Source organism: Cyclobacterium salsum (assembly GCF_010119245.1).
In the GTDB taxonomy this organism is placed as follows: Bacteria; Bacteroidota; Bacteroidia; order Cytophagales; family Cyclobacteriaceae; genus Cyclobacterium; species Cyclobacterium salsum.
The window spans coordinates 355,075-369,320 of record NZ_WNKG01000007.1 but is presented as its reverse complement, the minus strand read 5'-3'; the positions used below and the strand labels follow the sequence as shown (position 1 = coordinate 369,320).

Here is a 14,246-nt window from a genome sequence, read left to right as displayed (position 1 = left end):
TAAATATACCTTTGGAAAATCCATTGAATACCAAATGCATTTTTGACAAAAGAACTACCCTCATGGCATATCAATGTCAAAAAGCAACTGGTAAAATCTCCTAAAATTTATTTTCAGGATACTGCAAAGCTTCATTACCTCCTAGGCATTAAAAATTGTATCAAGCCCTGCAGGGGCGAAATACCAAAGCGATGGGTGTAAGCCCATCGTGAATTGATAGCCGATTGACCGAAAGCCCTGGAAGGGCGGGATATGTTTTTATCCATGCCGATTCCTATACCTTAGAACCATTTAAAATAGGTTTGAAGGAAAAAGGGAAAACTACACCCATACGCTGAATGTAAAATTTTACCTCTGACTGGCTGAGTATGCCTCCTCACCCCTGTATTTTCGATGATGCCATACCGACGGTGCCTACCGAAAGGCATTTGCAATGGCCAGACAAATCCATTTTCAGAAATCCTTATCCATTTTCACATTTTCAAAGAAATCCGGCCCTCCAAAGGATTAAAACTTATAAAGAACAGTATTACACAGCCGTAAAACAGATTCATTTCGAAAATGTAATAATACCCCTTTGCAATTATTCGAATGGATAAGTTTATCCTCAATTATAACCCATAACTAACCCTCTTTGAGTAAAATAATAATAAATTACTTTGGTATTTTTATAAAATTCCTAAAAATCGAGTCGATCCATTTGTTTTATTGGTTTTTTAGTTTTACTTTAAGAATACAGTCTTAATTTGACTAATAGACTCGTTATGAAGCACGTTTACACGGTGAACCCAAAAGAAGCCCAAGGCTATGGGGGGGATTTTCTTCTTGTTAAATTCAAAATGCGACTTTTTCTCCTATTGCTAACACTTGCCTTTGTCGTTGAAGGCTTCTCCCAAGCCGATTCCAAGGCGTTTACCGCCAAAAATGCAGTTTATCTCGAGGTAGGAGGAAATGCGGGGAGGTATGCGGCCAGTTATGCCCGTATCTTTCACCAAAAAGGGAAATTTAAGTTGTCAGCTAGCGCTGGTTTTTCGATGTGGCGAGACGACCGATCGGAGCTGCCTTACAATACATCCAAAGCGGTCCATTGGCTTCCCACACTACCGTTAGAAATTTCCGCTCTATTTGGCAGGTCCTCCCATCATTTGGAAATGGGTACTGGCATTATGGCCTATTTAACGGTAATCGGTGAACAAGACCAGAATACTTCACAATTCAGAGATAAAGTTACGTTGGATGCGGTGGTGCCCCTGAGAGTAGGATACAGGTACCAAAAACCTGAGGGCGGCTTCTTTTTCAGGGTAGGCTATACCCCTTTTATTTCGCTTGATTTCAATAATGAAGGATTCCGAAAATTTATCCCGCTTTGGGGAGGAATCAGTTTGGGAAAGAGTTTTTAATTGGTTTTCCGACCGGAACACGGACGATCCCTTTTATTACGACACAGCGATGGCACTTCCCATTGGCAGCCTTTTTCGGTTTAAAAATCAGGAGGAAAAATGAAATCCATCCCCATTTTCAAATAAAAACAGCTTATTAACCGGTATTTTTCTAGTTTTTTATTTTTTATTGCCCAAGCAGGTTTAAATTTAAACCATGAAGCACATCTACTGGCTATTGCTCCTGCTGTTCTGCAACTGCACCGTCCAAAAAGTAAAAAAATCCGTCTACGACTCCGAAGTCTTTGAAAAAGGACATATGGGCTTTATGCTCTATGACCCGGTAAAGGAAAAGACCCTGGTCAGCCTGAATGAAAAGAAGTATTTCATTCCTGCCTCCAATACCAAGATCTTTACCTTTTATACCAGCTATAAGGTACTGGGAGATGATCGGGTCAATGGCCTGAACTACATCGAAAAAGGAGATTCCCTCCTATTCTGGGGAACCGGCGACCCTTCCCTGCTGCATCCGGACCTTCAGGACAGTACAGTCATTCGTTTTTTACAAAAACGGCCGGAGGACTTGTATATGGTCGATAATTTTGATCAGATTTCCCGGTATGGGCGAGGATGGACCTGGAACTGGTACCCTTATTATTTTGCTGCCGAGCGCTCTAGCATGCCTGTTTACGGGAATGTGCTGCGCTATTCAAAAGAAGCAGAAGATCCGCTCGCCAAAACGTATCCCTACACGGCCTTATTGCCTTTGAGCAAACAAATAGACAACACCCCGGATAGCTACGTTATCCGAAGGGACTTTGAAAGAAACATTTTCAGTTATGCACTTAATCCGGAAGCCGGGGAGTTGACCTTTGAAACGGACAAGCCCTTTATTACCTCTGCCAATCTGACCAAAAACCTGCTGCAGGAAGCGTTAGGAAGGGAAATAACCCTGATCGATGACCTGGGCTATTCCAACCTCACTCACCAAAAATTGCCAACCGCAAAAGTGGATTCCATCTATGCGCAAATGATGAAAATAAGCGACAACTTTTTGGCCGAACAGTTAATGGTGATGGTATCGGACGAACTCTTTGACTCGCTAGACCTATCAGCCGCCATCCAATATTCCAAGGACAGCCTGCTGCAGGACCTTCCGGACGAGCCCCAATGGGTGGATGGATCCGGCCTTTCCCCACAAAATATGTTTACTCCCCGGTCTGTGGTAAGACTACTGGAAAAGATAAAGGAGGAAGTGCCCATGGAAAAAATCAAGGCCTACTTCCCTGCTGGCGGGGAATCCGGGACGATTCGGAATTGGTATCCGGCAGACCCGGGCGAACCGGCCTATATCTATGCTAAAACCGGCACCTTGAGCATGAGCTCGGCTTTGAGCGGATACCTGATCACCAAAAGCGGCAAAACGCTAATTTTTAGCACGTTTTTTAATAACTACACCGGCAGTTCCAATGTACAAAAAGAGGAGCTTCAAAAAGTACTGTATTTCATCCATTCCAATTATTAAACACGTTCCTGCCATGCCTACCCTAAGGTTTCTCCCATTGCTTGCCCTGTTCATTTGCTCTCTACTTCCGGTACTTTCTGGCTTTGGCCAGGATTTCAGCATGGCAGCTGTTTCCAAATTTTCCTTTCCTTCTGAACTTACGGCCAACGCCAGCCAATCCAGCATCGCCTGGGCCATGAATGAGCAAGGTAAGCGAAACGTGTATGTTGCCCAGGCACCTGAATATCAGCCCAGGCGGGTAACCGATTTTCTGGAAGACGACGGACAGGAGATCAGCGGTTTGCAGTTCAGTGAAGATGGGGAATACCTGGTTTTTGTCCGTGGAGGGGATCATGGAGGAGGCAATGCTTCCCGGCCGGTAAATACCCGTAATTTGCCCCTAATGACGAATGTGGCCATTTGGACCATCGATCTGGGTACCGGAAAGACCGAATCGTTGATAGAAGGAGATGATCCCGTTTGGGGAGCCGGACATCAGTTGGCGTTCATCAAAAATGGGGAGATTTGGATGAAAGACCTGGATTCGGATAAAGCACCGCACTCCATTATCCAGAACAGGGGAAGGCTGGGTGAGCTTCACTTTTCCCCGGATGGGAGGCAATTGGCTTTTGTGGCCAATAGAGGAACCCATAGCCTGATCGGCATATACAGTGACCCTGCTAAACCCATAAAATGGCTGGCTCCCTCTTTTCAAAGAGACCAATCCCCAAGATGGTCTCCGGATGGTAAATCCCTCGCTTTTGTACGGACCCTGGGCGGTTCGGGAGCTGCTTTGCCTCTCATGGAAAAAAGACACCAGCCCTGGGAAATCTGGACAGCAGATGTGCAAACCGGAGAAGCGAAAATGCAGTGGAAAGCTCCCGAGACACTGCGAGGATCGGTGCCCTCTACACATGGCGGCTTTAACCTTCATTGGCCAATTCAGGATCAATTGGTCTATTTATCCTATGAGGACGGCTGGCCGCACCTTTATTCCAGAGATCTTCGAAACAATTCATCCACCTTGCTTACCCCGGGTAACTTTATGGTAGAGCAACTCAGCCTGCATCCGGATGGGCAAAGCCTGGTTTTTGCTGCCAATGGAGGAGATCTTCCGGATGACCGGGACAGAAGGCATTTGGCTACAGTGGATTTAACCACGGGCACTTTTGAATGGAAAAGTGCTGGTCAGGGCATAGAAGCCTATCCAGTGTTCACCGGGAGGGAAGATGAAGTTGCTTTTTTCTCCGCTACGCCAACACGTCCCCTGCTTCCGGCAATTCTTAACGAAGAGCAAATCACCCTGCTGGGAGAGGAACTCATTCCCGGGGAGTTCCCTCAGGCGGATCTGATCAACCCGAAGCATGTACAATTTACAGCAGCAGATGGTACTACCGTATATGGACAGTTATTTGAGCCCTCGGATAATACCAGCCCGAAACCTGCCGTGGTATTCGTTCATGGCGGACCGCAACGGCAGATGCTATTGGGCTGGAGTTACATGGATTATTACTCCAATACGTATGCGATCAACCAAAAACTGGCCGAAATGGGGTTTGTGGTATTGTCGGTGAATTATCGGTTGGGTATTGGCTATGGTTATGAGTTCCATCGCCCCTCCGGCACCTACTATCAGGGTGCCGCGGAGTACCAGGATATCAAAGCTGCCGGACAGTACCTGGCTGGTCTGGAGCAGGTAAATCCGGAGCGAATTGGAATCTATGGCGGCTCCTATGGGGGCTATTTGACGGCTATGGCACTGGCCCGGGATTCCGATTTATTCAAAGTGGGCGTGGACATTAGCGGCGTGCACGACATGGACCATCGATACGAGCTGCCAGAGGGTGTTGAAGTGGCACCGGATTATGAGGAAGCCAAGCGGATTGCCTGGGAATCATCTCCAATTGCTGATTTGGATCAATGGACCTCTCCGGTGTTGTTTATCCATTCCGACGATGACCGAAACGTAGGTTTTTACCACAGCGCAGACCTGGCAAGAAGGTTTGATGAATTGGGAAAACCCTATGACTATCTGGTCATTCCAGGAGATACCCACCATTGGATGAAATTTTCGAATATGGTGAAGGTGAATGAAGCGACGGTAAACTTTCTCCACAAACACCTGCAACCTTGATTTTAGCTGCTTTTTGGTTTCTCTGACAACTTTTTCCAATTGAAAAAATCATTTTCAAACTGAAGGGATGAACGTTTTTATAAAAATGGATGAAAAATACCACACAATCTTTCATTAGTCATAGAATTGAACCTAGAATTTTTTACCTCCTTTCAGCAGTTCTTTTAGAATAACGATTGAATACCTTAAAAAATGAAACCTAACCCCATTTCAACTAACTTTCTTTGATCACTGATCTGGCGATTTTAACGGAAAGGGACCGGGGCGCAAATCGTACCGAATTCGATAAAATGAAATTCTTCAAACCATGAATGGCCACTGCTTTACCCTGCATCATTTTGTGGTATCCAAAATCAGCAACTTCTTTGGAGGATGGTAGTTTCTTCCCTTTCATAAGGCGGCTCTCTTCCATTTCTGCCCCTGCTTTAAATCCGCTCTCTGTAGGACCTGGGCAAAGAGCGGTTATCGATATGCCGTTTTCTTTCACTTCATTATTGATGGCTTCAGAAAAATGGAGCACATAAGCCTTCGTGGCAAAATAAACGGCCATCATTGGACCTGGCTGAAAAGCAGCTGTGGAAGCCACATTCATGATCTTACCTCCTCCCTGCCGGATCATATCCTCCAGGTAAAGTTTGGTAAATTGGGTCAGGGCCATGATATTCAGGTTGATCATCTTTGCTTGCTTCTCCCAGTCACTTTCGTGAAAAAATCCAAAATCACCAAACCCGGCATTATTGATCAGGTGCTGAATGGATATATTCTTTTTTGCCACTTCGTCGTACACTTCCCTGGCAGCATTGGGGACAGAAAGGTCTTTCTGAATGGTGTGAACCTGTATTCCAAACTCACTTTCCAACTGCTTCTTAAGTTCGTTTAATTTGGATAGGGTCCTCGCCACTAGCACGATGTCATCTCCCTTGGAAGCATGGATTTTGGCCAACTCCAAACCAATGCCATCCGAGGCACCGGTGATCAAGGCTGTTTTTTTCATAAGGTCTGATTGTCAGAAATTTATTACCTTTTGAATTTACCTCTTAAAATGGAAAAATCATTCTTTTTTCGAAAATAAGAATTGAATATCAAAAGTTAGATGCAGGAGTTTTGGAACTGAAAAGAAGCCAAAATTTAAAAATCTATTGCTATTAAGGTAATCGAAATTATCAGTAGGCCTTTAACTTAGGGGTTGTATTTGATGATATTTCTGATCATCCCCCCAAAAATAAACCCATGAAAGGGGAAAACGGAATACCAATAAACCCGGCCGAGCAGGCCTAGGGGCCTAAAAGTGGCGGTCTGCACCAACTCGTCTTTCACAATCTTAAATTCCAGCCAGGCTTCCCCCGGTAGTTTCATTTCTGCATACAACAAGAGCCGTTTTTCCGATTTGCTGGCAATGAGTACCCGCCAAAAATCCAATGTTTCTCCAGCAGAAATCTCGGTATCACTTTTCCGTCCTCTGCGCATGCCTACACCTCCTGCCAACTGATCCATAAAGCCTCGGATCTCCCAAAGCCAATTGCCATAATACCAGCCTTGCTTTCCACCTATTTTCCAGATATTCTGCAGCACCTTTTCCGGGTTATCAATCGCCTGCTTTCGAACCTCCACGTAACAACCGTTTACGGGTACCTCCATGTACTGGCTGAGCCCATTTTGCAGCAGGTCGCTGGTTTGGGCATCCTTCCAGCTGGATAGAACCTGATTCTGTTCGATTTTATCAAACGCCAGGCGGATGGAATCGTCATAGCCAATAAGGGTGATGCCCAGCGTGGAAGCCAGGTTGTTGGGCGTACAAATAACCTCGATCTTCATGCTGTTGACCAGATTCTGGGCCAGGGCATAAGAGGTTGAGGTAACAAAGTACAACCAGTAGGATGAAATTTTTGGCGTCATGACCGGCACAATCCCAATCCTTCGCTTCAGTCCCCTGATTTCTGCAAAACGCAACAACATTTCTTTGTAATTCAGGATATCCGGTCCTCCAATATCGAAACTTTGGTTGTAGGTTTCCTTTTTCAGAATAACACCTTTTAAAAACTGAATTACATTGCGGATGGCAATGGGTTGGCATTTTGTTTTCAGCCATTGGGGAGCGATCATAACCGGCAACTTCTCCACCAGATCCCGAATGATTTCAAAGGAAGCACTGCCGGACCCAACAATAATCCCTGCTTTCAACGTGGTAAGCGCAAAACGGGCATCCGATAAAATCCCTTCCACGTTTTTGCGGGAGGATAAATGTTTGGACAACTCCTCATCGTTCACAATACCACTTAGGTAAATGACCTGGTCGGCCGATGTTTCCTCGATCCTTTTTTTGAAATTAATCGCACAAGTAGCCTCCATTTCTTCAAACTTTCCGCTCTGCGTAGACATGGAGTGGATGAGGTAGTAGGCAAGGTCAATGTCTTTAGGGATATTCTGAAGGCTTTTCTCCTCCAGAAAATCAACTTCCACCACGCTAAGGTTTTCCGGGGGAAATCGCTCCGCATTAAACCTGTTTTTATCTCGCACGCAACATACCACCTGATGCCCTTCCTGCAATAGTGCCGGCAATAAACGTTGGGCAATGTATCCTGTAGCTCCTGTAAGTAATATTTTCAAGGTGTCGTTTTTGAGGTTATTGTCAAGGTACGCATGTACGACACCCAAACCAAACGAAAGGTAGCGTAAGTTGTTTGGCCAAAATTTTTCGATCAATCGCTTTCTCTGGTAATATACCAAATCCTCACTACGACTGATATCAGCAAGCGGTTACCAGCCAAATTAACGGCATACTTTGATAGTATTCCAAGTTAGAGGAGTAGCAACAGGTTAACGCATGACATTCCTGAGCCTACAAATTGGTTTGCATAATGCTCTTTTTTGTTCCCTTAGGTTTTGCTTAATGTCACCTCGGAACGTATTTTCAATTGTAAGCTATCCTATAGCTATTCTCTGGTTCGCAAGCATTTTTGAAAGGGTAATTTCCACTTCTTCAATCGCGAATCCGTTGGGGGGCATCATCCTTGAAAATCCTCACCGTTCCTCTGTTGGCTACCCTATCCCCAGGATCCTCACTTTTCTCCAGCATTATCATGCATTTGGTAACATTTCTCAACTCATATTGACTGCCTACAATGTAGGCGTAAGTTCCGGAAATGATCCAAATGGCACTATAGCTGACATCTCCATAGCTTCCGTTCGTAACTTTTGTGAAGATGGTGAAATCATCACCCTCGCCAGACACATATCCCCTGCCTGATCCACTGTCAAGACCTACTGGGTAATCGGGATAATCCGGATTAAAAATAGAGGTATAAGAAATATCGCCAAGAAAATTGTTTTGATTTTGATCCGTATGCACCCGAATTATTTCCTCGTAGCTGCCATAACTAAACCCCTCATTTTCTGAATTACTTCCATCGTAAATGCAATGATTCCCAATGCTGAATCCTGGTGTAAAATTGCTAAACGAACCGGGTATAGCGGGAGGGCTGTTCCCTTCATGAATGACCATTCCATGCTGCTTTATCCGATCAAGGAAATTATCCACATTTTTGATATCACTTGGAATATCTGGGGTGAAAACCATTTCCAGCACCTCGGTAGGGACATTGTACCTAACTAAAACCGGATCGGTCAAATCATCAAAGTTTTCACAACTAACGAAAATAAAAAGGATCAAGCCCCAATAGATTGGCCTGAATCGGAACATTGTTGCGTTTTTCATAGGATCCTTTGGTTTTCTTTTATTTCTATCTTGATTCTTGGAAGCTCAAAACTGATTTCTACCTTAAACAGCTAACCCTCTTCTGTACTTTTAGCTGAAATAATTTCCATGGATTTTGCGGTGCTTTTCCCGTATTGACCCATTAAGACTTCGATCAAAACGGAGATAAGGCCCACAAAAAAAATGATAAACAGGGCATAGGAAGAAATTAATTTTAACCAGCTTTCAATAATGGAAGCCTCCGTCCACACTTTACCTTTTTCCAAAGGAGACCCAAACCCTTCCATGATAAGGTCGGCATCACTTTCGATTTGAGGATTGGCGAGCTTAAAGGCTTTGGCCAGGGACGTATATTCTGTTCCTTTCACATAGTAGGTCACCTCATTATTAAAATCCCTATAGGCAAAGGTCCTTTCCAAAAAGAATTTGGTATGCATGTATAAGTTCACCACCATGGCCGTAAACAAAAAGATACATACCATTTTTATATTATTTTTGATACCTTTGGACCATCTGCTTTTCAGTAAAAAGGAGACAAGCAAATTGACGGTCAGCCCCAGTATACTCGCTAACCCAACGTAAATCCACGAATATTCTTCTATCACCAAAAAATTGGAAATGGCTCCGCCAAACAGTCCAAACATAACTGTCACCAATGCGGCCCGATATTGTAATAGTTTGATCACTCTAATAAATAGATAATAACCTTCGTCAAGTCATTGTGCAATTCTTTTACGGGATTTTGAAAGGCCAGTCCAAAATGGATTATCGGGTTTTGAACAGGCACCTCTACTTCCCCATCTTTGACTCTTATAAAATATTTCCCATTTCCCAGCAGGGCAATTCCATAAGAAGCGTTTCCATTAATGGCATGAAAGCTTCCCTCGATATCTTTCAAGGCAGGTGAAGCATAGGATATTTGGTACCTTTTTTCTACTTCCTTTCCTTTGGTGACGAGGTCTCCCTCCGTATCGTATTTGTAAACGGCAAATGCGAACCACTTTACATCCGCATTTTCATTTTGATCCATCAACCCTCCACGAATATCTCCTTTCAAATCCGGTTGATGATCCCCGTTTTCATTGGAATGTTTATCGGCCGATGCCAAAAACGAATCCCAGTTCGCAAAATGGTCTCCGTCTTCACCTATACTCGTACTCGCCACCGGTGGTGGGGAGTTGAGGTTGGGGAAAAGCAAATTCTCCAAATCCTCTGCTATGGCATGTAAAAGAAAAAGCTGGTCCTCTGACAGTTCCCTTGTCTGGATGGCATCATCCATGGTTTGATTGATCGCCCTGATAAGATCGGTCAATAACTGGTCCTTTACGGCGTTCCTGGCCTCAGTATTCCTTTCGGGTGCGGTAAGGAAACCCTCCAAATTGCCCAGGACCTCAATAAAGGCTCCCTTTGGAGCATTCGGATTAGCTGTTGCCACACTAATATTTCGGAAAGCACTCAGACTTGATTTGAATTGCTCCATCAATTCCTTTAGGTTGTCCGGTATGACATGGGTGGGAGGGGGCACATCAGCCGCTAATTGTTTCATCTCCTCGGGAATTTCGGGAAATTCCGGTGTGAGCAAGTTCTTTTTCTCGCGCATTAATTCCTTTCCCCTAAGGCTGGGATTGAGTTCATACATCAGGTCCAGGGCATCCGGTGAGGGCATGATATTCTGACGCCACAAATAATCCCGAAGATTGTCTGTGACCGGAATTTTTGGTCCCCTGCTTTTAAGGTATAAATAAGATCCGGCCGCCATCAGCAAACCAGTTCCCCCAATAATATAAGGTGTCAAATTAGTTTCATCCGGATTAGGTCCACTGGTCGGAGGCCTCTGCCCGAAGGCGATAAAGTGATGACTCAGTAATACCAGCAAAAAAAGGAAAACGCTGAAAGAAGGAGTAGTTAGCTTTTTCATGGTTCCCAAGTTTACGGGTCAATCAAAGGAATTATTGGATAGTTGTCTGATTATTAACCGAGTATAATTTACCTAAATTTTAAGACAATAAAAATGACTCTTCAACAAATTTTGCCTCCATGACCCCAACCAACCTGTTTAAAAAGGCACCTACACTTAATGAGAATATCTCTGTTCACGCAATAGAAAAATAAACAGGGTGGAAAAAAGACCTTAACGCTTTTGCCGGAAATTTACCTGCTGCCTTCATTAAAATTTCGCTTTCTTAAGAAGAGTCATTTGTAAAATACTACGGTTTTGTTCTCTGATAAAAATCTTGCATCACCTTCATCTTTTCCCGATTTTCCATGAGCGACTGTTCGGAAAACATCATAATACCCGATGCAGGAGGCTGAGAACCTGCTTGCAGGGCCTTGCCAAATTCCTCAGGGGAGACGATTCCGGGTTTGTTGTGCGCCTGAACAATGGGCCAGACCAATGGCTCCGGCGAATCGATGGTGTTGTTCAGCCAATCCAGGTAGTCCCCCGACCAGTTTACCGGTCGAGCATACATCCGATGAAAAAGCATGGGGGCCAACACATCCACCCGTTCGGCCAAAGAAGGCACATCGATGCCCAGGGTATTGTACAAGGCTCCACCATGGTCCTCTGGAAACCAGGCACAATAGAAGGCTCCTAAAAGGGCATCAGATTGGTTTTCGGTAAGGATTTTGCCCATATCGCTCACCCATTTATTCAAAATACCATTTCGCCAGTCCCGCCAGGCGGATTCCTGATTGGCCAATATCCATTGTGCCCTGGCCGATATATCTTTTTCAGGAATTTGGAGGACCCTGGCCTTTTCAAAAAGTCGGGTACATCGGTCACAGAAACAGGTTTCTGGCAGTAAAGGTTGGTCCGTTTCGAATTGGGCATGCCAATGAAGGTAATCCAAAAACACGCCATCTACCAAATAGTTGGCAAGCGTTTCCCTGAGTTGTTCTTCCCTGAGGGCCTGGAAACCGGGATCGGTAGGACAAACGCCCATAAACCAATCTGCAGGACCTGCGGGCTCTCCCTTTTCATTGATGGGCCAGGCTTCAGGATGGCCTTCGATGTAGCCCTTGCCATTAAGTGTAGGGAATTCCACGAATACCTTACATCCCTGGGCTTTGGCTTGTTGATAAAATTCCTGATTTAATGAGGACCTTCTGACAAAAACGGCATTCACCCCCAATTCGTCAAACGCGTAGCCTGCCTCAAGGATCCTTTCCGGATTGCCATAGATCCCTTTGACAAAGCTGCCTTTATGGATTCCTTGCGAATAGGCAGTACAATGGATCATCAACTGAAGCAACCAAAATAACTTGTTCATAGTCAAAAGGTATCACAAATAATCGATATCATAAGGTGGATAGAATATCTTTATAGGGAAGGGGATGACCATTTCCTTTACTCCTATTATGGCAAAATTATCCTCGTTACTTCACCCGTATACTCAGGTTAAAATCAAACTCACGGGGATAATAACATTTGGAAGCATCACAAGGCTGGTAATACAATTGCCCCTTAATAAGGAACCGCTGCTTCCCCATCGTATTTATTAATTTGACCGGAAGCTGGATTTTCAAGGTGTCTCCAAATACAGCCAGAGGTTCTTTGACACCTTCCATCCTGAATTCATCCGCTTGCGGATAAACTGGATCTCCAATACGTAAACCTTCAGCCGATTCAAAGGATAATTTAGTAGGAATAAGGTTTTCATCTTTAACCCGGTTTGCCTGAATATGGTAACCCTCTTTGATAAGAAAGGAAACTATCAATTGATTTTCCTCACCCGGTGCCAACCTTAATTCCGGCTCGGATTTTAATTCCACAAACCTGCGTTCCTCAACTTGAGCAAATGCAGTAAAAGGTAAAATCAAAAAATAAAATATAAGGATGTTATTCCGAGGCAAGTAATTCATCGAGTTTGGCCTTTAAATCCACCAATTTCGCATCAAAGTTTTGGGAGTCCAAGAGGGAAAAGAATTGAATTTTCCCTTTGGGGTCGATCAAAATATTGGAAGCAAGCATGACCTCATCACGGGCCAAATCGGGAAGCACACCTTCAGGAGCAAAACTTGCCGCCACAGACCCGTCAGAATCCAATAGAACCGGAAAAGAGAGGTTAAAACGATCTTTCAACTTGGTTTTTACCAAATCTTTGGGTTCTTTGACGTCAATAATCAGTACTTTGACGTTCTTATCCTCGTAATCCTGATTGAGTTGTTCCAAATGGGGAGCTTCCGCATTACAAAACGGGCACCAGGTCGTGGCGATATGGATCACCACGTAATTCCCCTTGTAATCATCTGAGCTTACTTGCTCCCCTTTCAGATCCGGGAGGCTGAATTCAGGGGCACTGCTTCCCTCCACCGATACCTCCTCTTTGCTTTGTGCTATTGCGCCATTATCTAGCAAACCGGCTGAGCCGAATAACAAGATAAACAACGAAATGGAAATTATTCTTAAAGTCATAATTTATGTCTTTATGGAATTGAAAGCTATAATAAATGTACACAATAAATTTATAAAGTTCCAGTTATCAACCCTTTATGGAATATTGAATTGCCTTGGTATTATTGGGATTTCTTACTTTTTTCTGAAAAGAATTTGCCAGCCTGTCCGATCTAAATTTTGCCAATCAAAATGATAATGTCTGCGGACCGCTCCTGCAAATTGTTGATCGGACAGCACCTCTATTTCCTTTTCTCCATCCAATCCGTTTCTTCCTCTTTTGCCATTTTGCCCATCCTTTTCCTGTCTGCTCTTTATAGCTGATTGATTATTTTGGCTTTGAATCTGGACATTCCCACCGGGGTCAGGCCGTCCCGGATCCGGGTTTTTGGATTTCCCGGGTGGTTGGGTAAATACCCAAATGAAGGTGGTCCCCCCGGTACCACCTTTACCCCCACTACCGCCGCTTCCTCCTGGTGCGGTCAATCGTACCGGATAACCATCATTCCCGGCATGCAGGACCAATTGGCCACCTTTTCCACCACTTCCTCCATCCTGTCCATCGTTACCAGCGGTGCCTTTACTTACATCTCCATGTTTCTTCACTTCACTTTTCTTTCCGCTTTTTCCATTGCTGCCATCCTTACCATCTGTTCCGTCCATTCCGGGAAGGTGAAATTCGGCCTCCCCGATATGTTTGGCTATAACTTGGACCTCCTTGCCATTTTTACCGGAAATTCCACTTCGTTCGTTGTTTGTTGGGGCAGGAAGGACATCCACCTGGTTTCCATCCGTACTGAAATAATTGGTAACAATAACTAAATCTACTTCCCTAAAAGTTACCGCCTGCGTGACAAACACTGAATCCGCAATTAGTACTACCTGATCCGCACCATCCAACTCGGCCTGGGCGTTGATATATTCGGTCAGGTTTTTATCTAAGTGAAGATTGGTTTCTTTTGGTAAACCTTTCTCAGGAACACCATCTTGCACAAGCCGAGTGAGCTCCTCAGAAAAGACTGCTGTATTATGGCCTATGCATAAACCAATTACCATCAGAGAAAGAGAAAAGAATCTTATCGGAATCATCACTATATTTTTTTCAGTTCATTTCTGAA

13 protein-coding genes are annotated in these 14,246 nt (G+C 44.3%); 4 read left to right on the top strand and 9 right to left on the bottom strand.

Annotation, left to right across the window (positions count from 1 at the left end):
- Positions 1-42: 42 nt before the first annotated feature.
- The 4 genes from GJS45_RS24105 to GJS45_RS14645 all read left to right on the top strand — a co-directional run bounded on the left by GJS45_RS24105 (position 43) and on the right by GJS45_RS14645 (position 5,017).
- Positions 43-201 carry a DUF4143 domain-containing protein gene (locus GJS45_RS24105; protein WP_394366591.1) on the top strand — a complete coding sequence of 53 codons (159 nt, stop codon included), beginning with the start codon at positions 43-45 and terminating at the stop codon, positions 199-201.
- Between the two features lie 563 nt (positions 202-764).
- On the top strand, positions 765-1,400 hold the full coding sequence (locus GJS45_RS14655) for a hypothetical protein (protein ID WP_202928090.1): 636 nt from the start codon (positions 765-767) through the stop codon (positions 1,398-1,400).
- Positions 1,401-1,596: 196 nt separating this feature from the next.
- Entirely contained in the window at positions 1,597-2,904 is a 1,308-nt protein-coding gene (locus GJS45_RS14650) for a D-alanyl-D-alanine carboxypeptidase (RefSeq protein ID WP_162342597.1), read from the top strand.
- Positions 2,905-2,917: 13 nt separating this feature from the next.
- Positions 2,918-5,017 (top strand): S9 family peptidase, encoded by a 2,100-nt coding sequence (locus GJS45_RS14645; RefSeq protein WP_162342596.1) that lies wholly within the window; start codon positions 2,918-2,920, stop codon positions 5,015-5,017.
- 214 nt (positions 5,018-5,231) lie between these two features.
- Here the strand turns inward: GJS45_RS14645 and GJS45_RS14640 are convergent, their stop codons facing one another.
- From GJS45_RS14640 to GJS45_RS14600, 9 genes are all read right to left on the bottom strand, one after another.
- Positions 5,232-6,011, bottom strand: a complete 780-nt coding sequence (locus GJS45_RS14640; RefSeq protein ID WP_162342595.1) for an SDR family NAD(P)-dependent oxidoreductase — start codon at positions 6,009-6,011, stop codon at positions 5,232-5,234.
- 185 nt (positions 6,012-6,196) lie between these two features.
- The gene (locus GJS45_RS14635) at positions 6,197-7,720 is read right to left on the bottom strand and encodes an SDR family oxidoreductase (RefSeq protein ID WP_317165108.1); all 1,524 of its coding nucleotides are present in this window, start codon (positions 7,718-7,720) and stop codon (positions 6,197-6,199) included.
- 277 nt (positions 7,721-7,997) lie between these two features.
- Positions 7,998-8,732, bottom strand: coding sequence for a hypothetical protein (locus GJS45_RS14630; protein ID WP_162342594.1), 735 nt, complete (start codon positions 8,730-8,732; stop codon positions 7,998-8,000).
- A 71-nt stretch (positions 8,733-8,803) separates the two neighbouring features.
- Complete coding sequence (locus tag GJS45_RS14625) at positions 8,804-9,418, bottom strand: hypothetical protein (protein WP_162342593.1); 615 nt, start codon at positions 9,416-9,418, stop codon at positions 8,804-8,806.
- Complete coding sequence (locus GJS45_RS14620) at positions 9,415-10,650, bottom strand: hypothetical protein (RefSeq protein WP_162342592.1); 1,236 nt, start codon at positions 10,648-10,650, stop codon at positions 9,415-9,417. Before GJS45_RS14620 ends, GJS45_RS14625 begins: the two co-directional genes overlap by 4 nt.
- Positions 10,651-10,939: 289 nt before the next feature.
- Positions 10,940-12,004, bottom strand: a complete 1,065-nt coding sequence (locus GJS45_RS14615) for a glycoside hydrolase family 10 protein (protein WP_162342591.1) — start codon at positions 12,002-12,004, stop codon at positions 10,940-10,942.
- Between the two features lie 106 nt (positions 12,005-12,110).
- Positions 12,111-12,506, bottom strand: a complete 396-nt coding sequence (locus GJS45_RS14610; protein WP_235954769.1) for a protein-disulfide reductase DsbD domain-containing protein — start codon at positions 12,504-12,506, stop codon at positions 12,111-12,113.
- A gap of 67 nt (positions 12,507-12,573) precedes the next feature.
- Positions 12,574-13,149, bottom strand: a complete 576-nt coding sequence (locus GJS45_RS14605; RefSeq protein WP_162342589.1) for a peroxiredoxin family protein — start codon at positions 13,147-13,149, stop codon at positions 12,574-12,576.
- Positions 13,150-13,263: 114 nt separating this feature from the next.
- The gene (locus tag GJS45_RS14600) at positions 13,264-14,217 is read right to left on the bottom strand and encodes a hypothetical protein (RefSeq protein ID WP_162342588.1); all 954 of its coding nucleotides are present in this window, start codon (positions 14,215-14,217) and stop codon (positions 13,264-13,266) included.
- Positions 14,218-14,246: the final 29 nt, after the last annotated feature.

Excerpts from the sequence above, each read along its gene's own strand:
- GJS45_RS14650 (WP_162342597.1), top strand. The coding sequence starts at position 1,597 with ATGAAGCACATCTACTGGCTATTGCTCCTGCTGTTCTGCAACTGCACC.
- GJS45_RS14640 (WP_162342595.1), bottom strand. The coding sequence starts at position 6,011 with ATGAAAAAAACAGCCTTGATCACCGGTGCCTCGGATGGCATTGGTTTG.
- GJS45_RS14605 (WP_162342589.1), bottom strand. The coding sequence starts at position 13,149 with ATGACTTTAAGAATAATTTCCATTTCGTTGTTTATCTTGTTATTCGGC.
- GJS45_RS14645 (WP_162342596.1), top strand. The coding sequence starts at position 2,918 with ATGCCTACCCTAAGGTTTCTCCCATTGCTTGCCCTGTTCATTTGCTCT.
- GJS45_RS14600 (WP_162342588.1), bottom strand. The coding sequence starts at position 14,217 with ATGATTCCGATAAGATTCTTTTCTCTTTCTCTGATGGTAATTGGTTTA.
- GJS45_RS14615 (WP_162342591.1), bottom strand. The coding sequence starts at position 12,004 with ATGAACAAGTTATTTTGGTTGCTTCAGTTGATGATCCATTGTACTGCC.
- GJS45_RS14655 (WP_202928090.1), top strand. The coding sequence starts at position 765 with ATGAAGCACGTTTACACGGTGAACCCAAAAGAAGCCCAAGGCTATGGG.
- GJS45_RS14620 (WP_162342592.1), bottom strand. The coding sequence starts at position 10,650 with ATGAAAAAGCTAACTACTCCTTCTTTCAGCGTTTTCCTTTTTTTGCTG.
- GJS45_RS14630 (WP_162342594.1), bottom strand. The coding sequence starts at position 8,732 with ATGAAAAACGCAACAATGTTCCGATTCAGGCCAATCTATTGGGGCTTG.